Below are 21329 nucleotides of genomic sequence, written 5' to 3' on the forward strand. Positions count from 1 at the left end.
TTTAGTGTCGAACTTCATCCTGGAAAGGGGATAGATGTATGAGAAAAAGTCTAAAAACCATGTGCGCCGCCGTCGGTTTGATGATGGCCACTGCGATTTCGCCTAAGGCGAACGCTGTACCCGGCCCGCTCGATTCAAACTTCGACGCCGTCAACTTTGACCCGGCGATCTCCAATAAGACCGACTATTTCACTGTGTATTCCAGCCAAACGGTTGCGAAGCACGGTTGGAACACCGGTTTCTATGTGGATTTTGCCCACAATCCTCTCGAGATTGCTTTCCCGACCTTGGGTGAGCGTTTCGACGGCGTCGTGGACAACACCATCATCGGCAACTTCTACGCCACTTACGGCTTGCTCGACTGGTGGTCCATCGGCATGAACCTGCCGGTCCTCTTCTGGTTGGATTATGTGAACTCGCTGCCCCCGCCCTTCGGCGATGGCACCGGTAGCTCCCAAAGCCTGACCGAGCTCGGCGACATCCGTTTCGAGCTGAAGTTCCGCATCCGCAACAACGAAGACAAGCTCATTGGTATCGCCCTGTTGCCCTTCGTCACCCTGCCGACCGGTCCTTCGACCGTTTTCGCCGGCAACGGTGCGGTCACCGGCGGTCTCAAGATCGTCCTCGACTTCAACATTCATGACCGTGTGAAACTGGCCTTGAACGTCGGCTACCTCAACCGTGACGACGTCACCCTGGCCAACGTTCGCATGGACGACCAGCTCCTCCTCGGCTTGGGTCTCTCGATCAAGATCATCGAGCGCTTGAGCTTCCTGGTGGAAGGTCACACTGAGCCGGTCCTTCGCGACTTGTTCGACAGCGAAGTCCAGACCCCGGCCGAAGTCCTCGGCGGTTTCCGGATCAAGGTTGCCGAGCACTGGGATGTCAACGTCGGCGGTGGCGCCGGTCTGACCCTGGGCGTCGGGACCCCCGACTTCCGCGCCTTCTTGGGCGTCAACTACAACTGGGCTCCGGAGCCTTGCCCCGCTTGCGAACGTGCCCCTCAAGTCGAAGCTCGCCAGATCACCATCGATCAGGTCATCCACTTCGAGTTTGACAAGGCCAACATTCGCCCGCAAAGCTACCCGATCCTCGACGACGTCGTCTCGATCATCAAGAGCAACCCTGGCATCAAGCAGGTCCGCATCGAAGGTCACACCGACTCGATCGGTTCGGACGCTTACAACCAGAAGCTCTCGGAACGCCGCGCTAACTCGGTCAAGCAATACCTGATCAACAAGGGTATCAGCGCCGGCATCCTGGATGCGGTCGGTTACGGCGAAAGCCGCCCGGTCGCCAGCAACGAGACTGCGGAAGGCCGCGCGAAGAACCGTCGCGTCGAATTCCACGTCGAATAGCTGATGTCCGATTGAAATTCGGGTTGAGGTTCAATCCAAGGCCCTCCGTGAAAACGGAGGGCCTTTTTATTTATTTCCCTCTCCCCTTGTGGGAGAGGGTGGTTCGGCGAAGCCGAACCGGGAGAGGGGGCGTGGCAAAAAGAGCATTTTCTTTGTGCCACGCCACCCTCTCCCGCCCTTCGGGCACCCTCCCCCGCGAGGGGGGAGGGCAACTGCCCTAACTTTTACCGTGAACCAAGAATCTAAAATCGAAGCTATCGAGCAAAGCCTCCACTGGCTGAAGTCGCCGGTGCAATACTTGAAAGGCGTCGGTCCCTATCTCGCCAAGCTTTTCGAGAAGCTCGGAGTCTCGACCTTCGAGGACCTGCTCTATCATCTGCCGTTTCGATATTTAGACCGGCGGACGCTGGCCTCGATCGCCAAGACCGAGCCTGGGAAGCAGCGGGTGGTCTACGGCCAGGTCGATGCGGTGGGCGAGGTTCGCTTGGGCCGGCGAGGGCGCAAGGTCTTCGAGATCATCGTCACCGACGGCAAGGGCTACTTGACCGCCAAGTGGTTCCATTATCCGAAGAAGTTCTTCGAGCAGCGCTTCAAGAAAGGCGAACGCTTCCTCTTCTTCGGCGAGGTTTCGCTTTATCGGGGCGAGAAGCAGATGGTTCACCCCGAGGTGACGCCGCTCAAGGAGTTCTTCGAGGAGGAAGATTTCCAGCGGCATCTGGGCCTGGTGCCGGTCTATTCGAGCACCGAAGGGCTTTACCAGCGCCAGATTCGCAAGGCGATCGAAGGTTTGCTCGAAGAGCTGCCCACGAAGCTGACCGAGACCTTGCCCGCAGCCCTCCGCGAGCGCTTGGAGCTGGCGCCGCTGATCGAGTCCTTCCGCCGCATCCACCAGCCGGCCGAGGAGGACTCGCCGGTGGAGCTCAGCGCCCATCGCTCGCCATTCCACCGCCGCCTCATCTTCGAGGAGTTCTTCTACCTTCAGGTCGGGCTGGCCTTCCGCCGCCGCAAGGCCAAGCTAGCCGAAGGCTTCGCCCATGCCCCCCGCCTCAAGCGCCGGGAGGAGTTTTTGCAAAAGCTTCCCTTCGAATTGACCGCCGGCCAGATTCGGGCCATCGAGGAGATCACCCGCGACATGTGCCAGCCCAAGCCGATGAACCGCCTGCTCCAAGGCGACGTTGGCAGCGGCAAGACCCTGGTCAGCATGGTCGCGGCCCTCCTGGCCATCGAGAATCGCCGCCAGGTGGCGGTCATGGCCCCGACCGAGATCTTGGCCGAGCAGCATTTCCGAAATTTCTCCCGCTGGTTCGAAGGAGTGGCGCCGGTGCGCCTCCTCACCGCCTCGACCAAGGGACCGGCCCGCGGGGAGGTCCTTTCGGGCCTCGCTTCCGGCGAAGCCCAGGTCCTGATCGGAACCCATGCCTTGCTCGAGGATCCGGTGACCTTCGACAACCTGAGCTTGGTCATCATCGACGAGCAGCATCGTTTCGGCGTTCGGCAGCGAATGCAGCTCATGAAGAAATCGACCCAGCCTGACGTCCTGGTCATGACCGCAACGCCCATTCCGCGTTCCCTGGCCATGACCCTCTACGGCGACCTCGATCTTTCCCTGATGACCGAGATGCCGCCGGGACGGCAGCCCATCCTCTCTCGCATCATGTTCGAGAAGGATCGGCCCAAGCTCGAAGATTTCGTCCGGCAAAAGATCGCGGAGGGGCAGCAGGCTTATTTCGTCTTCCCCTTGATCGAGGAAAGTGAAAAGCTTGACTTGAAAAATGCGAAGCAAGGCTATGAAAAACTTAAGGAAGTTTTTAAAGAATTTTCCGTAGAAATGCTTCACGGCCGGCTGAAGAATGCCCAGAAGGAAGAGGTGATGCGGCGTTTCGCCAAGGGCGAAGTTCAGATCCTGGTCGCGACCACAGTCATCGAAGTCGGCATCGACGTGCCCAACGCGACCCTGATGGTCATCGAGCACGCCGAGCGTTTCGGCCTTTCCCAATTGCACCAACTTCGGGGGCGGGTGGGGCGGGGAGCCAAGAAGTCCTATTGCATCCTGGCCGCCGACTATCGCCGCTCCGACTTGGCCAAGGAAAGACTGCGCGTCATGGAAGAGTCCTCCGACGGATTTCGGATCGCTGAGGAGGACCTCAAGATCCGGGGGCCCGGCGATTTCCTCGGCACCCGCCAATCGGGGCTGCCGGATTTCCGGGTCGGCAATTTAATCAGCGACTTAAGTTTGCTGGAGGCGGCGAGGGAAGCGGCCCGCGAGCTATTGGATTCCGATCCGGAACTGCAGGCCGAGGAGCACCGCTGGATGCGGCCGATTCTCGAGCACCGCTGGAAGGGCCGGCTCAGCCTCGCCCAGGTGGGCTAAAACCCCCGATCTCATTTGACAATTCCGGTGCCTCCAGGCAGAGCCAATAACGAGGATCTTCATGGATTTCGAGCGCATCCGCCGCCTGCCGCCCTATACCCTCGGCGTCGTCACCCAGCTGATGACCGAGGCCCGCCGGCGCGGCGAGGACATCATTAACTTGGGCATGGGCAACCCCGATTTGCCGACGCCGCCCCACATTGTCGAGAAGCTGGTCCAGGCCGCCAAGAACACCAAGAACCACCGCTACTCGGTGTCGCGCGGCATTCCCAAGCTGCGGCTCGCGATCTGCGATTGGTACAAGCGGAATTACGACGTCGAGCTCAACTTCGACACCGAGGCCATCGCCACCATCGGCGCCAAGGAAGGCCTTTCCCATTTGATGCTGGCGACCACGACTCCCGGCGACGTGGTCATCGTGCAGAACCCCTCCTATCCGATACACATCTACTCGACCGTCATCGCCGGCGCCGACGCCCGGAGCGTGCGGACCGACGACGAGACCGATTTCTTCGAGAACCTGGAGCGGGCGACCAAAAGCATTTGGCCCAAGCCCAAGCTGCTCCTCTTGAGCTTCCCTTCCAACCCGACCGGCCAAACCGTCGACTTGGCTTTCTTCGAGCGGGTCATCGCCTTCGCCAAGGAAAACGAGATGACGGTGGTCCACGATTTCGCCTATGCCGATCTCTACTTCGAGGGGCCGCGGCCGCCGAGCATCCTGCAAGTGAAAGGCGCCAAGGACGTTGCGGTCGAGTTCTACACGCTCTCGAAAAGCTACAGCATGCCGGGTTGGCGGGTCGGTTTCTGCGTCGGGAATAAGGAGATCATCGCGGCTTTGGCCAAGATCAAGAGCTATATGGACTACGGCATGTTCCAGCCGATCCAGATCGCGGCGACCGTCGCCTTGAACGGCCCCACCAAGTGCGTCGAAGAGATCATCCAGACCTACCGCGAGCGCCGCGACGCCCTTTGCGACGGGCTTAACCGGGTCGGCTGGCCGATCGTGAAGCCGCGGGCGACGATGTTCGTTTGGGCCAGGATTCCCGAAGCCTTCGCCGCGATGGGCAGCCTCGAATTCAGCAAGTACTTGCTCAAAGAGGCCCAGGTCGCGGTGTCGCCCGGCATCGGCTTCGGCGAGTACGGCGAAGGCTACGTCCGCTTCGCCTTGGTTGAGAACGTCAAGCGGATCAAGCAGGCGGTTGCCGGGATCAAGAAAGCGTTGGCCAAGAAATGAATCGCAAACCCATCAAAATCGGCATGGTCGGCTTCGGCACCGTCGGCCGCGGGGTCTGGGAGATCCTTGAGGAGCACGGAGCTTTGCTCTCGCGCCGGGTCGGCGCGCCGCTCGAAATCAAGAAGATCGCCGTCCGCTCTAAGGGCAAGAAGCGCGGCGCCGCGCCGGCCAAAATTTTCACCGAAAATTTCCGAGAGCTCTTGGCCGATCCCGAAATCGCGATGATCGTCGAGGTGATGGGCGGAACCAAGGAGGCGAAGTCCTTGGCCCTGGCCGCGATCAAGGCCGGCAAACATTTGGTCACCGCCAACAAGGCCTTGCTGGCGATGCACGGCCGCGAGGTCTTCGGCGCGGCCCGGGCCGCCCAAGTCGACGTTTGCTTCGAGGCCGCGGTCGGCGGGGGAATTCCCATCCTCCGGGCCCTGCGCGAGGGTTACGTCGCCAACCGCGTCACCTCGCTTTTCGGCATCGTCAACGGCACCTGCAATTTCATCCTGAGCGAGATGTCCCAGAACGGCGCCGGCTTCCAAGAGACACTGCGCCGAGCCCAGGAGCTGGGCTACGCCGAAGCCGACCCGAGCTTCGACATCGACGGCTGGGATGCCGCTCACAAGCTGGCCATCCTGATCTCGATCGCCCACGGCGTCCATGTGCCGCTCGACAAGATCTACGTCGAAGGCCTGCGCCGGCTGACGCCTTACGATCTGGAATGCGCCAAGCGCTTCGGCTTCGAGATCAAGCTTTTGGCCATCGCCAAGATGTCGGGCGGCAAGATTCAGGCCCGGGTCCACCCGACGATGGTCCCGGCCGGCTCGATGCTGGCCGCGGTTCGCGGCGTGCACAACGCCATCGCGATCGACGGCGATTCGGTGGGCGAGGGGATGCTCTACGGCCGGGGGGCCGGCAGCCGGCCGACCGCCTCGGCGGTGGTCGGCGACATCGTCGAAGTGGCCCGCAACCTGGTTCAAGGCGTGGCCTACACGGTGCCGCCGCTCGGACTCTACGCCGACAAGATCCAGGACGCCGCGATCGAGCCGATCGCCGCCCTGCGAAGCCCTTATTACCTGCGTTTCCAGGCCCTCGACCGCCCGGGAGTCCTGGCCAAGATCACCGCCATCCTCGGTCGCCATCGGATCAGCATCTCCTCGGTTTATCAGAACGTTCGGGAAGAGGGCAAAGCCGTGCCGATCGTGATCTTGACTCACGAGGCCTTGGAAAGGGATATTCAAACCGCCATCGCCAAGATCGATCGGCTTGAAGTGATGAAGGATAAGAGCGTGTTAATTCGAGTGGAAGAGAAAGCTCGCTAATAGATGATTCCCCCTCCTTTGTAAGGAGGGGGCAGGGGAGGCAGAGCGCTGGCGTCATGCATGGTTTATCGCAAGGCGCCGACTTTCTACCCCTCCCTAACCCTCCCCTTACAAAGGGGAGGGAAAGGACTGAAATGTATTCCGGCATTATTCGTCAATACCGTCAATACCTCCAGGTCGCCGAGGGCTCGGTGATCACTTTGAACGAGGGCAACACGCCGCTCTTGCCTTCGATCCGCTTGGTCGAGCAATTCAAGCTCGATATCCAGCTTTACTACAAGCTCGAAGGGCTCAACCCCACCGGCTCCTTCAAGGACCGGGGCATGACCTACGCCGTGAGCAAGGCCCACGAGGCCGGATCGCGTGCCGTCATTTGCGCCTCCACCGGCAACACCTCGGCGGCGGCCGCGGCCTACGCCACTCGGGCCGGGATGGAGGCCATCGTGGTCATCCCTCAGGGCAAGATCGCTTACGGCAAGCTTTCCCAGGCGATGATCCACGGCGCCAAGGTTTTTCAGGTGAAGGGGAACTTCGACGAGGCGTTGGAGGTCGTGAAGGAAGTCGCGGCCAATCCCAAGGTGACCTTGGTCAACAGCATCAATCCCTTCCGCATCGAAGGTCAAAAGACCGCGGCCTATGAAATCGTCGAGGCCTTGGGGAGGGCCCCCGATTTCCATTTCATCCCGGTCGGCAACGCCGGCAACATCACCGCCTACTGGGCCGGTTACCAGCGCTATCATGAGGCCGGCAAATCCAAGGTCCTTCCCCAGATGTGCGGCTATCAAGCCGCCGGCGCCGCCCCCATCGTCCTCGGTCACCGGGTGAAGAACCCCGAGACCGTGGCCAGCGCCATCCGCATCGGCAATCCGGCCAGTTGGCAACCGGCGCTTCGCGCCATCGAAGCGTCCCGGGGCCACATCGACTCGGTCAGCGACGAGGAGATCCTTGAGGCTTTCCGGCTGGTCGCTTCGCTCGATGGGTATTTTTGCGAGCCGGCCTCGGCGGCCTCGATCGCCGGCGTCTTGAAGGCGGCCAAGAAGGGGATCTTCAAGAAAGGCGATACGGTGGTCTGCACCTTGACCGGCCACGGCCTCAAGGACCCCGACACCGCAATCAAGGTTTGCCCGGCGCCTTTCGAAATCGAGCCCAAGGCCGAACAGGTCCTGGAGAAGTTGTCTCTGTAGGGGCGACCCTTGCGGTCGCCCGCCGGCGCCGATCGCAATCGGCTTGCTCGGGCACCCGCAAGGGGTGCCCCTACAATTGCCAAAATCTTGGGTTTTTCCTTGATTTTCCAAGGGGCTCGGCTATTAGCACAGAAAATTCCATTATTCTGAAGGGTTGTCCATGGATCGCAATTTAGCTCTCGAAATGGTGCGAGTCACCGAGGCCGCCGCCCTAAGCTGCGCCCGGCTGATGGGCACCGGCGACGCCAATGCCGCCGACCAGGCGGCCGTCGATGCGATGCGCCGGGCCTTGAACGGCATCGATTTCGACGGCACCGTCGTCATCGGCGAGGGCGAGCGCGACGAGGCGCCGATGCTCTACATCGGTGAGAAGGTCGGGAAGGGCGGCAACATCAAGGTCGATATCGCGCTCGATCCGCTCGAAGGCACCAGCCTCTGCGCCACCGGCGGCCCCAACGCCATCTCGGTCATCGCCATCGCCGAGCAGGGGCATTTCCTCCATGCCCCCGATACTTACATGGACAAAATCGCGGTCGGTCCCGAGGGCGTCGGCATCATTGACATCAACAAATCGCCGACTTGGAACCTCCAAGAGCTGGCCCGGGCCAAGGAATACAAAGTCCAGGATCTCACCGCCATCGTCCTCGACCGCGACCGCCACAAGGAGCTGATCCGCGAGATCCGCGAGGCCGGCGCCCGCATCAAGCTCATCGGCGACGGCGACGTCTCGGCCGCGATCTCGACCTGCGAACCCAAGTCCGGCGTCGACATTCTCTTCGGCATCGGCGGCGCTCCCGAGGGAGTTCTCGGCGCGGCGGCCCTGCGCTGCCTCGGCGGCGACTTCCAAGGCCGGCTCAAGCCCCGCAATAATGAAGAGATCGAGCGGGCCCGAAAGATGGGCATCGACGACATCAACCGGGTTTTCAAGATCAATGAGCTCGCCCAGGGCAAGGACGTCATGTTCGCCGCCACCGGCGTGACCAACGGCGACTACCTGAAAGGCGTCCGGTTCTTCGGCGGTGGGGCCCATACCCATTCCTTGGTGATGCGCTCGTTCTCCCGCACCGTCCGTTACATCGAGGCCACCCACCACTTCGACACTAAACCCAATTACTCTTAAGGCTCACTTCATCTATGTCCGTTACGACCGCTTCCATCCATATCGAGGCTCCCATCAAAACGGTTTTCGAGGTCATCAGCGACTTCGAGGCTTATCCCGAGTTCCTTCCCGAGACCAAAGAAGTGGTCATCGATAAGAAGTCCGGCAAGAGCCTCCGCGTGACTTTCTCGATCAACCTGATCAAGAGGATCCGCTATACTCTCGACATCAAGCTGAGCCCGCCCAGCGGCCTTTCTTGGGAGCTGGTCGAGGGCGACCTGATGAAGAGCAACTCCGGCAAGTGGAAGCTCAAGGAAAGCAAGAAGGGCCTGACCGAGGCCCACTATGAGATCGACATGGACTTGGGCGCGATGGTGCCGAAGGCGATTTCCAACAAGCTGATCGGCACCAACTTGCCGACGATGATGAAGCAGTTCAAGGAAAGGGCCGAAGAGCTGGCCTAGAAGGAGTCACGCAATGGGCTTCGACGAGGAAAAATCCGGCAAGAAGGGCGGGCTGCCCGAGGTGGCCAAACGGATCCTGCTGACCGGCCTGGGCGCCATCTTCATGACCGAGGAGGGCATCCGCAAATCCTTGGGCGAGATGAAGATGCCCAAGGAGGCCATGGGCTACGTCCTCGACACCGTCCTCAAGCAGAAGGATGAGCTACTGACCTTGGTCGGCGGCGAGCTCTCCAAGTTCCTCTCCAAGATCAAGGTCCATGAGGAGGTCCAGAAGGCGCTCTCGGGCCTTCAGCTTCACCTCGACGCCAAGCTGACCTTCGACAAAAAGATCCACGCCCACCAAGCGAAGGTGGCCGTCAAAAAATCCAGCCATCGCGACTGAGCCCAATCAATAAATCGCCTGGGAAAGGGCCTGCTCCGGCCTTCTGGCCGAGAGGCTCTTCTTGATCCGAAGGTATTGGCGGAGGTGGTCGTATTCCGACCGGATGCCGATGAATTCCTCGTAGAGCTCCTCTTTCGACATGCCGGTCGGCTCGAAGACCAGGTTGAAGAGGTTGTAGTCCTGCCAAGTCTTGTCGGGCCGCAGCCGGCCTTGGCGATCGAGCTGCTCGCGGTAAGGGGTGCCCGGGAAGGGCGTGAAGAAGAGCAGGTTGTAGAGGACCGGGAACTCCTCGAGGAAGCTGCGGATATTGGAGAAAAGCCGGTGGTCGGTGCCGTCGGAGCCGACCATGAAATTCACCGCCGGCATGATGCCGTAATCGAAGAAAGCCCGGAGGTTGCGCTCGACTTTTCGGCGCTGGGCCTTCTTCCATTGGCCGAGGTCCTCGAGGATGTTGACCTCGAGGCTCTCCAAGCCGATCGAGACGACCTTGCAGCCGCTGGCGCTGAGCAGCTCCAGCACCTCGGGGTCGTCGGAGGCGGCGATGTCCAGCGAGGCGGTATAGCCGATCTTTTCGTCGACCATCGCGGCCAGCAATTCCTTGGTCCGCCGGCGGTCGATGATGAAGTTGTCGTCGCAAAATTCGACATGGTAATTTTCGAGGCCGAGCTCGGCCGCGGTCGTCTTGATCGATCGGATTTCGGCCAGGACCCGGTCGATGGCCTTTTTGCGGTATTTGCCCTCGAAAAGATAGGTCGCGCTGCAGTAATCGCAGCCTCGGGGGCAGCCGCGGGTGCTCATCACCGGAAAGTAATGGAAGCTCCCGGCTTGCCGGGGCTGAACCCAAGGTTTGACCAGCTCGAAGCGGGGCATCGGCTCATCCTCGAGCTGGGCTAGCCCGCCGCGATAGAATTGGCGGGGCGATCCCCGGGCGACGTCGCCGAGGTACTCGGACCAGATCGACTCGACTTCGCCGACGCAGACCGAGTCGAAACGGAGGGCCGCTTCCTCGGCCGCGACCGAGGCGTGGATCCCGCCGAGGATGGTCCAGCACCGGCCTCGGGCCTTGAATTCGGCGGCGATTTCGTAGGCCCTTTCGGCTTGGTAGGTCATCGCGGTGACCGCGACGATGTCGAAGGCTTCGTCGAAATCGAGACTCTCGTAATTTTCGTCGATAAGCCGAACCTGGTGCTCATCGGACGTCAACGAGCCGAGGCGCAGCAGGTTCAAGTTGAAGGCCCGGGAGAAAATGTCGCGGTACCACCGGTTGACGTATTCCTGGATCGCCGGGTTTTCGCAGCGATAGCGGATTCGGGGATGGATGAGGGCAATCTTCATGGGGGGATCTGGGCTCTATTTTACGGGCCGAAGGACCCGATTCCAAGGACTCTCTAGGGTTTATCGGGGGTCGGAGGGCTCAAAGTTACCTAAAATTGGGGTATTTTGGCGTTATTTCGCAATTGCCGCTAGCGGTGCTGCCGATAGATAATGGGAGATGGGACGAATTCGATGAAATTCCTCTTCATTTACGTCGATGACATTCGGGATGCGGTCCGCTGCCAGTTGGAAAAGGTGATGCCGGACCTTTCCGACCGCCAAGTCGAAGAAACGATGGACCGGGTCAAGCGGATCCACGGCCCCCGCAATCCCATCGGAGGCAACCCCCGGCTCGGCATCCTCACCCTGGCGTCCATCCTCCGCAAAACCTTCCCCGGCATCGACATTCAATACTGCGACATGGCTTTCGAATGCCTGGAAGCCGAGGATTTGCGCGCGAAAATCAAGAAGGCCAAGCCCGACTTCATCGGGCTCTCTTCGATGCTGCCCTTCGCCCATGTTTTCCATCAAGTCACCAAGATCGCCAAGGAAGAGGCGCCCCAAGCCACAGTCTTGGGAGGCGGCCCGTATTTGTCTTCTTCGCCGCGTCGAGCCTTGGAGGATCCTTGCCTCGATGTCGGGGTTTTGTTCGAAGCCGAAGAGACCCTGCCCGAATTGATGCGGGTTTTGCTGGAAAAGGGCGATTTGTCGCAGGTCCAGGGGATCGGTTACCGCGGGGAAGACGGCGAGGTGCGCCTGACCTCGACCCGCCCGATGGTCAAGGATCTCAATCAAGTTCCGTGGCCGGCCATCGACCTCATCAATCTCGATCACTATAAGCGCGCCTACCGGATCATTACGCCGCCGCTCAAGAGCATGCCGATTTTCAGCTCGCGGGGCTGCTCCTACGAATGCACCTACTGCCACAACCTCAGCGGCAAAACCGTCCGCTGGCGCTCGGCCGAGAACGTTTTCGAGGAGATGTCCTATTACTACCGTGAGCACGAAGTCCGGGAGTTTTTCTTCTGGGATGACATCTTCAATCTCAACATCAAGCGGGCCCATCAGCTTTGCGATCTCATTCTTAAAAGCGGAATGAAGATCCGCTTCTCTTTTCCTCGGGGAATGCGCGGCGACATCCTCACCCATGAGCTGATCGACAAGATGGTTGACGCCGGGCTCTGCCAAAGCTCCTTCGCAGTGGAATCGGCTTCGCCCCGCATTCAGAAGATGATTAAAAAATACAATAATTTCAATAAATTATCAGACACGATCGCTTATTGCGTGGAGCGCGGGGTTTTGGTGACGACTTTCAACATGGTCGATTTCCCGGAAGAAACCGAAGAAGAGATGGCGATGACCTTAGACTACAACCTCGGCCTGCGCCACCACGACGTCACGCTGTTTAAGCTGAGCCCCTTCGAAGGCACTCCGATCTACGATCAAGTCGGGGGTTACGATCATCACGAGAACTTGGGCGCCGCGACTTTCTATAAGTACACGAAGCGGATGATCAGCTCGGTCGGCCCCGAATTCCTCCAGGGCTTCGTCAAGGAATTCGGATTGCGCTTTTACTTCTCCAAGGAAAGGATGAAGCGAGCCTTGGAGTTTTCCTCGCCCCATATCCCATCCGAAGACCTTCGGGAACATTTCCAAAACATGTATTCGGTCGCCAAGATGCACTACGGCATTGAAGAGAAAGACTTGGCCGATGCCGAGGCGGTCCGATTGATGAATGTCTTGCTGAATCCTGGGAAAGTCGCTTTGGCTTCTTGACGGGATTTGGCTACATCTTAAGCATGCGGCTTTGGTTGTCGCGGCTGTCGCTGGCACTGGCCAGTTTTCGGCTGATCCAATAGGTCCCTTCGAGGAGCTCGTCGACGGTGAGATCGCGCGGGCGATACAGGGGGTAGGCCCCGCTGCACTTATCCCAATACTTGTCGAAGAGAAGGCGGTTTTCGGCCTTCAGTTGGTCGTAAATGGCGGTCTGAGGATAGGGCACCAGCATCGAAACCGAAGACTTGGGAAAGCCATGTTTCATGGTGAACTCGAAGATCCGATGGAAGGTTCGCTCGTCGTCGCCGTCGAAGCCGACGATGAAAGACCCGAAAATAGGGAGCCCGGCATCCATGATCCGATCGACACATTCGCCGTAGTTGTTCTTGAAATACTTGGCCTTGAAGGGATCCACCGTCTCCAGGATCGTCCCATCCAGCGATTCCAGGCCGACGATGACGGCCTCGCAATTGGCCTTCGCCATCGAGCTCATGAGCTCGGGATCGTCGGAGATGGCGATGTCGGCGCAGCCGACCCATTTCAAGGGGAAGTCGGCCAGCCGGTTGAAAAGCTCGATCGAGGCCTTGCGCTTGATGGTGATATCGTCGTCGGCGAAGAAAAGAACGAAGTCGCCCTTGGCCCGCTCGGCCGCGCTCTCCACGCTGGCGATGAAGTGATCGACGCTCTTGGTCCGGTACTTCTTGCCATAGGCCTTGGAACTCGCGCAAAAATTGCAGCGGTGCGGACAGCCCCGGGAGTATTGGAAGCTGTAGACCTCTTTCTGGAACAGCGGGCTGTAGAAATAATCGTTCGGCAGCAGATCGTAGCGGGGCGGGGGCGATTCATCGAGGTTCATCGAGCCGCCGTAATAATAGGGCTGAGGCTTGCCGGCCTCGAAATCGGCCAGGAATTGCTGCCAAGCTTCCTCGCCTTCGCCGGCCACGACGGTGTCGGCGTGCTCTTTGGCCTCGGCCGGCGCCAGCGTCGCGTGAATGCCGCCGATGATGACATGGCAGCCTTGGGCCCGGAAACGGTCGGCGATCTCGTAACCCCGGAAGGCATTGACGGTCATGATGCTGATGGCGACGATATCGTAGCTCTTGCCGAAGTCGATGGGGGCATATTGCTCGTCGACGTAGTCGATTTCGTAACGGTCATCGAGGTAGCTGGCGAGGGTCAAAAGGCTGACGTTGGGGCGTCGGAAGAAATGCTTGCGATAGTTGACCCGCAGCATGTGGTCGAGGCCGGAGTGGGGCGAGAAGATATAATCGTCCCGCAGGAACACGAAAGGGGTGACAAAGGCGATGGTACGACGCATGGGGCCTCTCAAAGATTATCGAAGGCTCAGGGGGCGAAAGTTTCCTTCCCCCAGTTTAAAAGCATTCAACCACGGTGTCCAAGACATAAGGCTTGGTTAAAAGCCGGGAATACTCGGTCTGACGGTTTTGGGCATACCATCCTTGGTAAAAGCCCACCGGGCTCACGTTCCTCTTCTTGAGGTAGCCGTAAAGCGGGGCGCCGATGTCATTGACCAGGGCATGGTAAAAATTGCTGAAGCAAAACATGTCGATATCCGGGACGGCCGGCATCGGAATTTCAAAAAAAGAGGAAAACAGGGAAGGATGGCGATTGATTTTCCGGAGCAGGCCGAAGTCCGACATGATGATGATCGACATGTCCGAGACGACGGGGCTGAACCGCAAATTTCCGGAATTTTTGGCGTAAACCTTGGTGCTCGCCAAAGGCGAAAGCCGGTGAAACTGGACTTCGCGGGCCCCGGCGTACTTCGACCAGAGGCCCAAGGAGATCGTGGCGTCGAGCTCCTCGACCGTTTCCTCGGGGAAGCCGACGATGAAGGAAGTCGTAACCGGGATCCCCAATTTCACGGCCTCGAGCAGAATGCTTTTGAACTCTTCAAGATCGAGATGCTTGTCGATCAAGTCCTGGATTCTCGGCGAGCCTGAATCGACTCCAAAGAACAATCCCCGGCAACCGGCTCGATGCATGAGATCCAAGTCGTCGATCGTCACGGTGTCGGTCCGAGCGCTGGCATCCCAAGAGAAGCCCTTGCGGTTGTTCTCCAAAAACCAGCGGCAAAATTTTCGGTTGTAGACCGGCGAAGTGGTGAAATTGTCGTGGGTCAGGGAGAAATAGCCCATCCCGTATTCGGCGTTGAGAATCTCCATCTCCCGGTAGATCCGCTGGGGGCTCTTCACGCGATATTTGCGCACCCACATTTCGGCGGTCGAGCAGAAGTTGCACCGGAAAGGGCAGCCTCGGCCGGCTTCGATCATGGCGGGCCAAACATGGCCGTGCTTATAAGCTCTCAAATCGACCAAGCTGAAGTCCGGAATCGGCAGCGAGTCGAGATCCTCGAGCAACGGGCGGGGCGGGGTCGAGCGCAGCTCTCCGTTCTCCCGGTAGCAAATCCCCAAAATTTTGCTGAGGGAGTCGGGGCTCCAATCCGACCGGAGCAACTCCAGGAAGCCGACTTCACCCTCGCCCACGACGATGACGTCGATGGAAGGATAGGCTTCCATGGTCGCCGGCGCCACCGAGGAGGGTTGGGGGCCGCCAAAGACGATCTTGGCGTCGGGCCGCTCTTGCCGGATCCACTCGCCGATTTCCAAGGCGTAGGGATAATTGCTGCAAATGCTCGAGATTCCGAAAACCCGGGCTTCCCGGTTGCGGGCTTCCCGGCGAACGTAGGCTTCGAAGGCCGCGAAATCGTGCCGGAGCTCGGGTTGGCGCCTGAGCTCCAAGTCGAGGTCCAGGATTTCGATGTCGAAACCGCCTTCGCGGGCGGCGGTGCCGATGGCCACCAGTCCCATCGGGAAGAACAGCTCATCTTGAACACGGCTGGTGGGAGGGCTGATGAGGCATACCTTCATCAGGACGAGGCCTCCACGTCGGGGATGCGGCCGGTCTTGATGAATTCGAGCACGACGTCGAAATCCAGGTTTTGTTGGGCGAGAAACTCCCGCAGGTCGATTTCCTTGAGTCGCAAGCGATCGCCTTTGACCGCATCGAGCTGGGCCAGCATCATCTCCAAGTCCATCTCGAGGATGCCGGCCAGCCGCTCCAGGAATTCCACCGGATAGTAATCGAGTTTGCGCTTGGAGAGGAGGAGGTCGGCGCTGCGCAAGCTCGGCAAATATCGCATTGCCGGCAAGGCATACCAACGTCCGGTCAGGCAAAGCTGCTTGAGGTCGAGGCGGAGCTTTTTGGGCAGCCGGGGCGCCAGGGCCGCCAAGGTCTCCAGCGCCGCCATTCCGCCCGAGGGCCCGAGGCCCAGGAGGGAAGCGTCCAGCGATTCGGCGCCGGCGTCGAGGGCGGCCAAGCTGTTGCCGATGGCTCGGCCGGTGGTGTCGAAGCCTTGGAAACCCAGGGGCAAAGAGGTCTTGCGGCGCAGCTCCTCGAAATACTTTCGGACGTCGTCGGAGGTCATGCTGCCGAAAGTGTCGGCCAAACAGAAGGCCTTGGCCCCGGCCTCCTCGAGCTTGGCGGCGACTTCGACGACCTTTTCGGGATCCAGCCGGTGGGCCCGCTCCAGCAAGGCAGTCACCGGGACGCCGGTTTTGGCCACGGCCCGGACGTTTTCAACGCTCTTGCTGGCATCGTCCAGGTCGATGCTGAGGCGAAAGGCGTCGACCAGCTTGGCGACCGATTCCACGTCGAGAATGCTGTAAGGATAGGGGCTGAGGTACCCGCTCAATTTCATTTTGGGAGCGGCTTTGCGGGCGGCCTTCAGCAGCTCGCTGTCGGGGAACAGGCCCGGATAGCCGGCCCGCTTGGCGCCGATGCCGCGGCCGTGGCTAACTTCCATCCAAGAGACCCCGGCTTCCTCGAGGCCCTTGGCGATGTCCGCCACCTGCTCCTTGAGCACGTTGTTGTGGACCATGAATCCGCCCTGGCGGATGGTGACATCGATGATTTGGAGGTTTTCGCCGTTCATTGTCCCTTCAAGACCTCCACCAATTTTTGGTAGTCGACGCCGTATTCGTTCAAGGTTTCCTTCAGATGATCCTCGGTCATGACCAAGGATCCCTTCATCTTGTGATGGGTCTGCATGATGAAGTCCTCGAGCGAGGTTCCGGCCGCGTGGGCGCAGAGATCCAAGAAAGAAACGGGGCTGAAGTCGATTCGCTCGATGGATAAAAGCAGCTCGCCGTAGTTCACCGAGGGGGGTCTGCCGAAAATCCCCAGTAGGGACTCGGCGGCCCGGGCCAGCCGGTCGAGATGGACGGCGGAATGGCTTCCTCTTTCTTGCAGGGCGGCCACCAGCTTCTCGAGCGATGCGTTGCCGGAGCCCCGGCCCACCCCCATCAGGGAGGCGTCGACCCAGGCGACCCCTTCATCGACGGCCGCCAGCGCATTCGGAATGGCGACACCCGAGGTATTGTGACCGTGAAATCCAATCGGGACTTTCACTTCGGCTTTGACCGCCTTCAGGTAGGCCCGAACGTCTTCGGGCAGCATGCTTCCGAAGGTGTCGACCACATAGACGATATCGGCGCCGAGCTCCACCGCCTGCTTCGCTCCCTTGGCGGCTTCCTCGGGCGGGAGGGCGTGGCAGCGTGAAAGCTGAATGGAGGCGGTCTTGCCGTATTTCTTCAGCTTCTGGACGTATTTTTCGGCCTCGGACACTTGGTTGACGTTGCAACCGATCCGCCCGATTTCGAAGAAGTCCAGCAAGCCCGGCAAAATGGGCAAGGCGATTTCAACCGGCGAGATGAAAATGGTGAGGTTGAGATTGGGCGCGGCTTCCTTGGCGGCTTCGAGGAGCTGTTCGTCGTCGACCAGACCCGGGAAGCCCATCATTCGGCCGCCGATGCCGACTCCATGGGAGATCTCGGCGTGGGTGATGCCGGCTTCCTGGAGGCCGACCGCGATTTGGGCCACTTTTTCGGGCGTATATTTGTGACTGATGAGATAGCCGCCGTCGCGGACGGTCACATCGAGGATGTTAGGATCCTGTTTTTGCATGGCCTTGGTTTCGAATCAGAATTTAGTCGGCCGCTTATTTTGGAGGCTTTTAACGTCAATCACTTCGCCGGTCGGCTTGCGGCCGGCGGTGACGTTTTCGGAGGCCTTGACGAGCATGTCCTTCAAGCTCTTCTTAGTGGTTTCGCGGAAGTCTTTGCCTGCCTCGAAGCTGCTCTTCTGCGGATTTTTTGCGACGTCCGACAATTGTTGCAGTCGATCCAGCCGGCTTTGCTCGACGGACATCTCAAGCTTGCGGCGCGGAGAAGGGTAGGTGTCCAGCGTTTGTTTCAGGCGCTGTAAATGCTCCTTGGTCAACTCGACGAAAGTCTCGTTTCCGACAACCTCCACTTGGGGCATGCCGTCCAAACTGTCCTCGTTGAAGTCGGCGCCCTTGTCCTTGATGTTCTTGAGGTCTTTTTCGAAGAGCTTCTTGAGGTTCTTCTTCTGACGGAACATCTGGTCGAAGACGTTCCTTAAAAAGAGCGGAGGCAAGGAGCAGGAAGGGATGACCGAGGCTTCGAACAATCTCCAAAGGCGATCGACCGGATACTTCCCGACCCGCATTTTGAGGGGATCGAAGGGCTCGCTGACGGTTTTGCAATAGCGAAAACGTCCCAGCCAAATCATTTTCTCGTGGCTGATCCAGTAACGGCCGTCCTCGCCCAGGCAATCTTCGAACGCCGCTTCCCATTCCTTGCGGGAATACTTGCTGGTGTCGACCAAGCCCGAGTAATAGAGGAACGGGATGTCGGTAGCGACATAGGTCACGTACTCGACGCCGCCTTTCTCTTCCTTTGGAACTTTGTTCCAAATGAATTCCATTGCCCGCTTATTGACTTCGATGAGGGGATCTTTGCCTTCCAAGGGATCCTCCTAAGATTTTGTGTTTTTAAGAGTAAGCGTCGGAATAGGGGCCTTCACCGCCGCCCGTACCCGTGCCGCCGGTGTCGTAGCCATAATCGTAAGAAGCCTCGGTGCCCAAGCCCCAAGAGCCTTCCGAGCTGTAATACATGTCGATGGAGTCAATTTGTGATTGGGTGTTTTGCCAGTAGGATTGGTTGTCATCCTCGCGCTGGGCCAGCCACTTGTCTTGTTTCAGGTACTCCATTTCGGTTTCGTGGGCGACGTCGGCCTCGTGTTGGCGAGCCTGCATATCGTACATGGCGGAGGTTTTTTGGGCGTCGGCCGCCTCAGTGGCTGCCGCGACCGTGGCCCTCGCATTGGCATCGGCAACGTATTTTTGCGCTTCGGCATTGGCCTCGGCCGCATCACTGGCCGCCGACGCGGAGACGCCGGCCGCGATGGCCGCACCGGCCGCAACCACGACTGCGGCGACGACAACTGCTGCTCCTACTCCAACCATAAGTATTCTCCTATTAGTGCTCAGCCCATTCTATTCAAATGCTGAAAGTCCGTCTATAAATACATCGGGAGCCCAAGTTGATTTCTAGCTAAAATCAATGGTCTCGCCGTCGTCCATCCCATAGTCGTAGTCCGACTCGGATCCCAAGCCCCAAGAGCCTTCGCCCCCATAATACATGTCGATGGAGTCGATTTGATCCTGGGTGTTCTGCCAGTAAGCTTGGTTGTCGTCCTCGCGGATCGCCAGCCACTTGTCTTGCTTTAGGTACTCCATCTCGGTCTCATGAGCGACGTCGGCCTCATGCTGGCGAGCCTGCATGTCGTGCATGGCGGAGGTCTTTTGGGCTTCAGCCGCTTGCTTGGCGGCCTCGACGGTGGCTCGGGCGTTGGCATCGGCGACGTATTTTTGGGCCTCGGCATTGGCCTCGGCCGCTTCGCTGGCGGCATGAGCGGCAACGCCGGCGGCGATGCCGACTCCGGCTGCCACGACGACCGCTGCCACGACGACTGCTGCTCCTACTCCAACCAAGGTACGACCTCCCTAAATAATGCCCTTCACACGAATCCTTGGAATGTTATCGTGAGAAAAACCGGCGAAAGTTGCCAAATACGGAATAATAGCCTCATATTGATCAACGAGGCAATCCATTGAATGACTTGCCGCGTCATTCGGCAGGAACCAAGGCCTTCGCCATTTTGGCATTTTATTTGTTACTCAAATCCGCAACAATGGGGTCGCTGAAATGCGATAAATCTCGGGTATGCGAGTTTTAGGAGGAAATTTATGACCACGAGCCCAATTCCACCGGGGATGTCCCCCACCGAAATGAATAGAACCATCAGCGATGCGGCGAAGCCGAGCCAGGCTCAGGCTCAGCAAACCATCGAGTCCTCGACCGAGGCTTTGACTGATTCGGCTAATATGGCCGCCACCAAGCCGACCGAGGCCCAATCCGCCTCCGGCGCTCCGGTTTCATCCGCCGCCAGCTCCACCGCGGGCGCCAACACCGACCCGAACGCCCCTCGCGCCTAAAAGCCCGCGATTGGCGTTGGCCGTGGCGACTTGAAGGATCAAGTCCACCGACCATGAAAATCGGCCTTTTGACAGCGATCCGTGAGGATCATCGCCTGCCCGGCGAAGATTTCCCAAAACGGTACATGGCCAATTTGGCCCCGCTCTACCTCGCCGCCTACCTTCGCAAGAAGGGCTTGCCGGTGGAAATCCACATCAAAGATCGGCTGGAGGATTTGGCGGCGCTCCGTCCCGAAATCCTGGGCGTTTCCTCGGTCACCGAAAATTTCGAGTTCGCCAAGTCGGTGGCCCAACGGGCCAAGAGCACTTGGAATCCCATCACGATATTGGGCGGAGTCCATATCACCGCCTTGCCTCGAACTCTCCCTTCGGCCTTCGACGTGGGCGTCCTGGGAGAAGGAGAGGAGACTTTCTTTCAACTTGTTGCCGGGATCTTGGCGGCCGGCGCCTTGCCGGAACCGAAGGCTTTGGCGAAAATCCGGGGATTGGTTTTCCGCGACGGAGAAGTTTTGCAACAAACGCCGGCTCGGGAGAACATCGCCGAGCTCGACAGCATCCCACCGCCGGATCGAAGCTCTTTCATTCGCCAGCTCGGAACGGCTTACTTGATGACGTCGCGAGGATGTCCTTATACCTGCGGCTTTTGCGTGATTCCCGGAGTGACCGAAGGGTATCGAAAGCATAGCCCCCAATATGTCGTCGATGAAATACTTTCCATCAAGCGATCCTTTTCCGATGTGAAGTACATCCGAATTTTCGACGACCTTTACATCGTGGATCGCAAGCGCACCAAGGAGATCGCCGAGCGCGTGGCGGCCGAGGGCTTGAGCGGCGACGTTTCTTTCGGCTGTTGGGGGCGAGCGAATCTCATCGACGAAGACCTTGTCGAGTCCTTTCGCCGGATGAACATGCTGTATATCGCCTTTGGCGCCGAATCCGGCAGCTCGCGCGTCTTGTCCCAGATCAAGCCGGCTTCGACCATCGATGAGAACCAACGGGCCATCGACCTGCTTTCCGACAGTGGCATCTATCCATCCTGCTCGGTGATCTTGGGTCATCCCAACGAAAGCGAGGAAGACCTTTGGTCGACTTACGCATTCGTGGAGAGGAATCTCGACAAGCTATTGGAAATCGAATTCAACGTCGCGATTCCTTGGCCGGGAACCGACCTCTGGAAGACGGCGGCTCAGCGCGGTTTGGTCGACGAAAAGATGGACTTCAGCGTTCTCAAGGAGTGCGCCCACTTTCCCAATTACAGCACCGATCTCTATCCTTATCTCAACACGGTCATTTCGCCGGAGCGCTTCGATTTGATCCTGGTGGAATTTAAAAAGCTTCACCGTAAAATGATGAATAAAATCAGTAATTTAGAGATCAAAAGTCGAGTCGCTCCCGCCGACAGCTTCCCGGTGATGAATTAGTCTCCCGGCACCGGCGCCATTTTATTTTCCGTTGC

Annotated in this window: 19 protein-coding genes; 11 read left to right on the forward strand and 8 right to left on the reverse strand. The window is 59.1% G+C overall.

From position 1 onward, the window contains the following. Positions 1-38: 38 nt before the first annotated feature. The 8 genes from VJR29_11970 (at position 39) to VJR29_12005 (ending at position 9402) form a co-directional block, all read left to right on the forward strand. Entirely contained in the window at positions 39-1358 is a 1320-nt protein-coding gene (locus VJR29_11970; GenBank protein HKY64124.1) for an OmpA family protein, read from the forward strand. A 229-nt stretch (positions 1359-1587) separates the two neighbouring features. After that, a complete protein-coding gene (recG, locus tag VJR29_11975; GenBank protein ID HKY64125.1) occupies positions 1588-3729 on the forward strand; it encodes an ATP-dependent DNA helicase RecG in 2142 nt (713 codons plus the stop codon). A 61-nt stretch (positions 3730-3790) separates the two neighbouring features. Beyond that, a complete protein-coding gene (locus tag VJR29_11980; GenBank protein HKY64126.1) occupies positions 3791-4963 on the forward strand; it encodes an aminotransferase class I/II-fold pyridoxal phosphate-dependent enzyme in 1173 nt (390 codons plus the stop codon). Then, positions 4960-6273, forward strand: coding sequence for a homoserine dehydrogenase (locus VJR29_11985; GenBank protein HKY64127.1), 1314 nt, complete (start codon positions 4960-4962; stop codon positions 6271-6273). The genes VJR29_11980 and VJR29_11985 overlap by 4 nt, the downstream gene beginning before the upstream one ends. A 134-nt stretch (positions 6274-6407) precedes the next feature. Continuing rightward, a complete protein-coding gene (thrC, locus tag VJR29_11990; protein ID HKY64128.1) occupies positions 6408-7457 on the forward strand; it encodes a threonine synthase in 1050 nt (349 codons plus the stop codon). A 160-nt stretch (positions 7458-7617) separates the two neighbouring features. Next, positions 7618-8577: a class II fructose-bisphosphatase gene (glpX, locus tag VJR29_11995; protein ID HKY64129.1), complete on the forward strand. Its 960-nt coding sequence runs from the start codon at positions 7618-7620 to the stop codon at positions 8575-8577. A gap of 14 nt (positions 8578-8591) precedes the next feature. Further along, a complete protein-coding gene (locus VJR29_12000; GenBank protein HKY64130.1) occupies positions 8592-9020 on the forward strand; it encodes an SRPBCC family protein in 429 nt (142 codons plus the stop codon). A gap of 13 nt (positions 9021-9033) precedes the next feature. Next, a complete protein-coding gene (locus tag VJR29_12005) occupies positions 9034-9402 on the forward strand; it encodes a hypothetical protein (GenBank protein ID HKY64131.1) in 369 nt (122 codons plus the stop codon). Between the two features lie 6 nt (positions 9403-9408). Here the strand turns inward: VJR29_12005 and VJR29_12010 are convergent, their stop codons facing one another. Further along, the gene (locus VJR29_12010; protein ID HKY64132.1) at positions 9409-10737 is read right to left on the reverse strand and encodes a radical SAM protein; all 1329 of its coding nucleotides are present in this window, start codon (positions 10735-10737) and stop codon (positions 9409-9411) included. 171 nt (positions 10738-10908) lie between these two features. Between VJR29_12010 and VJR29_12015 the strand changes: the two genes are divergently transcribed. Further along, positions 10909-12492, forward strand: a complete 1584-nt coding sequence (locus VJR29_12015; protein ID HKY64133.1) for a radical SAM protein — start codon at positions 10909-10911, stop codon at positions 12490-12492. Positions 12493-12502: 10 nt separating this feature from the next. Here the strand turns inward: VJR29_12015 and VJR29_12020 are convergent, their stop codons facing one another. From VJR29_12020 to VJR29_12050, 7 genes are all read right to left on the reverse strand, one after another. Further along, on the reverse strand, positions 12503-13810 hold the full coding sequence (locus VJR29_12020; GenBank protein ID HKY64134.1) for a radical SAM protein: 1308 nt from the start codon (positions 13808-13810) through the stop codon (positions 12503-12505). A gap of 55 nt (positions 13811-13865) precedes the next feature. Continuing rightward, the gene (locus tag VJR29_12025; protein HKY64135.1) at positions 13866-15383 is read right to left on the reverse strand and encodes a radical SAM protein; all 1518 of its coding nucleotides are present in this window, start codon (positions 15381-15383) and stop codon (positions 13866-13868) included. After that, a complete protein-coding gene (locus VJR29_12030) occupies positions 15383-16447 on the reverse strand; it encodes a hypothetical protein (protein ID HKY64136.1) in 1065 nt (354 codons plus the stop codon). The genes VJR29_12025 and VJR29_12030 overlap by 1 nt, the downstream gene beginning before the upstream one ends. Then, on the reverse strand, positions 16444-17478 hold the full coding sequence (locus VJR29_12035) for a hypothetical protein (GenBank protein HKY64137.1): 1035 nt from the start codon (positions 17476-17478) through the stop codon (positions 16444-16446). The genes VJR29_12030 and VJR29_12035 overlap by 4 nt, the downstream gene beginning before the upstream one ends. Positions 17479-17493: 15 nt before the next feature. Next, positions 17494-18342, reverse strand: coding sequence for a hypothetical protein (locus VJR29_12040; GenBank protein HKY64138.1), 849 nt, complete (start codon positions 18340-18342; stop codon positions 17494-17496). A 25-nt stretch (positions 18343-18367) separates the two neighbouring features. Beyond that, positions 18368-18841 carry a hypothetical protein gene (locus VJR29_12045; GenBank protein HKY64139.1) on the reverse strand — a complete coding sequence of 158 codons (474 nt, stop codon included), beginning with the start codon at positions 18839-18841 and terminating at the stop codon, positions 18368-18370. Between the two features lie 84 nt (positions 18842-18925). Continuing rightward, positions 18926-19342 carry a hypothetical protein gene (locus VJR29_12050; GenBank protein HKY64140.1) on the reverse strand — a complete coding sequence of 139 codons (417 nt, stop codon included), beginning with the start codon at positions 19340-19342 and terminating at the stop codon, positions 18926-18928. A 324-nt stretch (positions 19343-19666) separates the two neighbouring features. Between VJR29_12050 and VJR29_12055 the strand changes: the two genes are divergently transcribed. Beyond that, positions 19667-19873, forward strand: coding sequence for a hypothetical protein (locus VJR29_12055; protein HKY64141.1), 207 nt, complete (start codon positions 19667-19669; stop codon positions 19871-19873). A gap of 53 nt (positions 19874-19926) precedes the next feature. Then, on the forward strand, positions 19927-21294 hold the full coding sequence (locus VJR29_12060; protein HKY64142.1) for a radical SAM protein: 1368 nt from the start codon (positions 19927-19929) through the stop codon (positions 21292-21294). The last annotated feature ends 35 nt before the right edge of the window (positions 21295-21329 follow it).

Source organism: bacterium, assembly GCA_035281585.1.
GTDB lineage: Bacteria > UBA10199 > UBA10199 > DSSB01 > DSSB01 > DATEDP01.